General features: G+C 38.4%; 6 protein-coding genes. All 6 read left to right on the top strand.

Annotation, left to right across the window (positions count from 1 at the left end; all coding sequences use genetic code 11):
* Positions 1–352: 352 nt before the first annotated feature.
* Positions 353–526, top strand: coding sequence for a hypothetical protein (locus PF272_RS01485; protein WP_018345792.1), 174 nt, complete (start codon positions 353–355; stop codon positions 524–526).
* 3 nt (positions 527–529) lie between these two features.
* Entirely contained in the window at positions 530–826 is a 297-nt protein-coding gene (locus tag PF272_RS01480) for a type II toxin-antitoxin system RelE/ParE family toxin (protein ID WP_013745143.1), read from the top strand.
* Between the two features lie 249 nt (positions 827–1,075).
* Positions 1,076–1,354 (top strand): hypothetical protein, encoded by a 279-nt coding sequence (locus PF272_RS01475; protein ID WP_013745144.1) that lies wholly within the window; start codon positions 1,076–1,078, stop codon positions 1,352–1,354.
* A gap of 140 nt (positions 1,355–1,494) precedes the next feature.
* On the top strand, positions 1,495–2,328 hold the full coding sequence (locus tag PF272_RS01470) for a hypothetical protein (protein WP_271141373.1): 834 nt from the start codon (positions 1,495–1,497) through the stop codon (positions 2,326–2,328).
* 154 nt (positions 2,329–2,482) lie between these two features.
* Complete coding sequence (locus tag PF272_RS01465) at positions 2,483–2,920, top strand: TIGR03757 family integrating conjugative element protein (protein ID WP_271141372.1); 438 nt, start codon at positions 2,483–2,485, stop codon at positions 2,918–2,920.
* Positions 2,917–3,816 (top strand): TIGR03756 family integrating conjugative element protein (locus PF272_RS01460; protein ID WP_271141371.1); only part of this gene is annotated, 900 nt, incomplete at its 3' end. The genes PF272_RS01465 and PF272_RS01460, both read left to right, overlap by 4 nt.

Below are 3,816 nucleotides of genomic sequence, written 5' to 3'. Positions count from 1 at the left end.
TCACCGCGAGCTCGGCTATTAGTTCCCAATTCAATACCAGTATCTTCTTTAATGTTATTAATAGTAATATCGACGTAAGTCGGTGCGGTTTCTGCAACAGCAACATTAGCTAAAATGCTGCTCAAAATAAGTGCTAAGGTTGTTTTTTTCATATTTATGTGTTCCTCAATTATTTTTGATAAAAAATGGGAACATAATTAAATTACATAGATGGCGTGAAAGTGAACAGGAAATTGAATATCCGTTTTGATCAAAAAAAGGTTGACGACATCGGAACCATTAATCAATAATGGAACTAAATAAAGTCTACCGTTAGTAGATCTCCTTAATTACTAAATAGATAGGATGGAAAATGTTTTTAAAAGAAAAAGGTTATGATGAGTTTTTAGCTCAAAAAATAGCAAAGGGTCAAGCAGAGTTAGAAGCAGGGAAAGGAATACCCCTCGCAAAAGCTAAATCTTTTGTGCAAAAAACCATCGAAGAGACAGCTAAAGATTTAGCTGATTTTGAACGTTCAGTCGCTTAAATTATGTCTAAACCGGTTATTTTATCTCCTGAAGCAGTTAGTGATATTAAAACCTGTGTTCGCCAAGTTATGATATATACAGGTTTTGAAAATAGCGGAATTAGACTACAAGAAGATATTTTTTCAAAAATAGAATCTATTGGTTATATGCCGTCTGCGATAGGCAGAGCTAGAAATGACGGCACAAATACAAGAGAAGCATTTATTCGTGGATATCGCATTGTTTACCAGGAAAGAGATGATCATATTTGGATCATTGCTGTAATCCACTCAAGCAGATTATATCCACGTCCTATATAAATCGCTATCGTTGATAGCATTTATAACGGCTGACCTGAAATGCCGTGTTTGACGTTGTCAAATGTATGGTCGCCCTTTAAACCGAGGTGACGGTTTTTAAAATTCACCGCCCTTTCTAAGGCTGCGAGCACTTTGAAACCAGCCTCTGTCGCGTAAGCAATGGTGAGTGTTTGTTTAACAATTAACTAACCCTGTGGGGAGCAATCCCGACAGGAAAGCTCCTCACTTAATGAGAGGAGTTTAACTAAAATGGAACAAACTATGAGTTCTATTCGATTTGATAAAGCTAAATACATTAAATCTTTGCGAGAATCTGGTCAAAGCCAAGAGATCTCAGAGGCATTGGCCGATGCTTTAGATGACGCTTTAGAGCAAAGTCTTTCACCTTTAGCAACAAAGCAAGATTTAAAGTTAGAAATTCAAGCTCTAAAAATTGAAATGTTGAAATATATTGGTATAGGTTTAGTTGCATCAACAACATTAACCGTAACTATTATCGGTATATTAATAACATATTTAACTAGATAACTTGCTTATTCTTATAAGCAATAATTTTTACTAACCCTGTGGGGAGCAATCCCGACAGGAAAGCTCCTCACCTAACCCATACGGGAAACATTATTCCCGATGGGCGTAGTGTTTCCCTCTATTTTTACAGGAGAAACACTATGAACTCATTAACTGAATATTTTCAAAAAAGATTAAATGATTTAGGATTTGATACGATGGATGTCGAAGACTTCGATATCAGGTACAGCCTGAATTATTGTCAGGGCGATGGTGTCGCTTTTTATGGCGATATCCGTCATTCGTTAGAAAATTTGTTCCAATTATTCTTAAAAGAAGTTGGGACAATAAATCAAAAAATCAATCTGCGTCATAACGCAGATAAGTTTTTTGATTTGCTTGGCGAGCTGTATGACGATAATTATTTCAGCAAAATTTATGGGAATAGCTTTTCCCATCATTATTCCCATTCCCATACAATGGAGTTGGAAGGTCCAGAAGAGCTCGATGAATACGATATTGAGATTCTGAAACGTTATGCTTCAGATTACGATCTCTCATTTAGAGAGGTTAACCTCTTTATTGATGTTTATCCCGATTTCTTTAGCTGGCTAGAGGAACATATTCGGTATGTTTCCAGTGTCCTTGAGGAAGAGGGCTACGAGTTTTGTGAAAACTTCACTATTGAAGATAGTCAGTATATTGAGAAAAATACGGATAAATACCGTATCTCAATCTCTGTTGAGAAGGCAGAATTTGACGATCTTGACGAGTTTGATGTTGAAGAGATTAAACTTGGATACCGATTCGCCTTTATCAAGGCAATTGTTGAAGATAAACTATCAGAAACAATGCTAGGAGAATCTTATTCTCGTTTGTGCTGTTTTAAAGCAGGAGATAAGAGCTTTTGTGGTTCACTCAGAGACGTAGTCAAAGAGGCTATCTCTGAGGCAAGAAACACTCTAACCACTCAATTTTCTCAACAACCAGCATAGTCATTAATGAGCTCTTAGAAATAAGAGCTCATTTTTATTTTAATATGCATCCCATCCACATTAATTGATTTAATTCAATAATCAATTTCCTGTTCACTTCTCTCTCATTTATGTAATTTAATTATGTTCCCATTTGATTTTTAATGAGGAACATATGAAGAAATTAATTGTATCTATCATCGTCTGTCTGTGTGCTAATTTTGCTTCTGCTATAGAAACAGAAAGACAAGTAACGGTATATACCTCTCAACACTACCCTATCCAACACACTGAACTGGCCAACAAAATCTACTATCTGGATCAAGTGCAGCAAATAGAAGATAAATTTGCTGAACAATTTCCACTAGGACAGCAGCCGGAGGCTGCTTTGCAACAGATCAATAAACTGCGACAGTCTAATGACTGGTTACAACTGGAACAGCAATTAAAATCTGCCTATGAAGGCATTTCTGCCGGTTTTACTAACGGTATTCGCAAAATACCGGCCATTCAAATTACTGGGTCAGATCATAAAAATTATGTGCTTTACGGCATTACTGATGTCAGTGTCGCTTTGACTCGTTATCAGCAATATCAGGAGTCAGCACAATGAAAATGCCTAAACTTTCTCTTATTACCACTTTTTTATTGTCATCTGCTGCAGGAAGTGCATTTGCGTTAAATACTGCTCAAATAATGATGTCAAGTGCATCACCTAGCTGTGTTGAATATCGTGTTGTCGGAATCTGCTATTGGCTCTATTGTGGTTGGGGTGGTTGCAGAGTACGAACCTCAACAAAAGTCCGTCACTACTTACCCGAACAAGTTGTATCAAGTTATAACCACGGCGGACAAAACCCTTGGTCTGAAATGAATATGCTCGGGCAAGGTATTAAAGCTGGGCCAGAAAATGACCGTCCACAAACAAAACAATATTCCCAATTAACGTTTAAGAACGTAGATGTTATCGGTCATCCCGGTGGCGAAATTAATCGCGTATTAAGCTCAATGGGCTATTTTTGCAATACGCAAACGACAGCATTCAAGCCACACTTTTTAAGCGGACTGGATGTTATTGGGTGGCAAAATGGAATGCCGGAAGCGTTATATCCCGAAGCCTTAACACCCGGAATGCGTGAAGTTGGCAATCTTGGTGATATGTGGGGCAATATTTACCCTCGCGCCGGTGCCATCACTCAAGTGCATCCGTATAAAGCAGCTGCCGTTACAGCGCAACGCGCAGCCGATATCATTTCACGAACAGGACAACCTCACGTCTATTTGCCTGCTGCACAGAAAGCTAGACCTAGTCGCGGATACTGGCCTCCCCCTCCAGTGGAAGAAGGCAAAATAAAAACACACAAATGGCAAATGCTCTATCCGAAGATGGAGCGCACCTGTGCAATTTTTCCGGATAGAGATGCGTTAAACACTTACCAAGATAAATTATCGACACAACAAGATTACGCTTGGGCACTATGGCGACCGTATTCCTGTTGTAAACGCCGT

It is taken from the genome of Gallibacterium faecale, from assembly GCF_027920745.1.
GTDB lineage: Bacteria > Pseudomonadota > Gammaproteobacteria > Enterobacterales > Pasteurellaceae > Gallibacterium > Gallibacterium faecale.
Note: the sequence above shows the minus strand (reverse complement) of the source record. Positions and strands in the feature narration are given on the sequence as shown.

Bases quoted from the DNA above. Each gene is read 5' to 3' on its own strand.
- PF272_RS01485 (WP_018345792.1), top strand. From the start codon at position 353: ATGTTTTTAAAAGAAAAAGGTTATGATGAGTTTTTAGCTCAAAAAATA.
- PF272_RS01480 (WP_013745143.1), top strand. From the start codon at position 530: ATGTCTAAACCGGTTATTTTATCTCCTGAAGCAGTTAGTGATATTAAA.
- PF272_RS01475 (WP_013745144.1), top strand. From the start codon at position 1,076: ATGGAACAAACTATGAGTTCTATTCGATTTGATAAAGCTAAATACATT.
- PF272_RS01470 (WP_271141373.1), top strand. From the start codon at position 1,495: ATGAACTCATTAACTGAATATTTTCAAAAAAGATTAAATGATTTAGGA.
- PF272_RS01465 (WP_271141372.1), top strand. From the start codon at position 2,483: ATGAAGAAATTAATTGTATCTATCATCGTCTGTCTGTGTGCTAATTTT.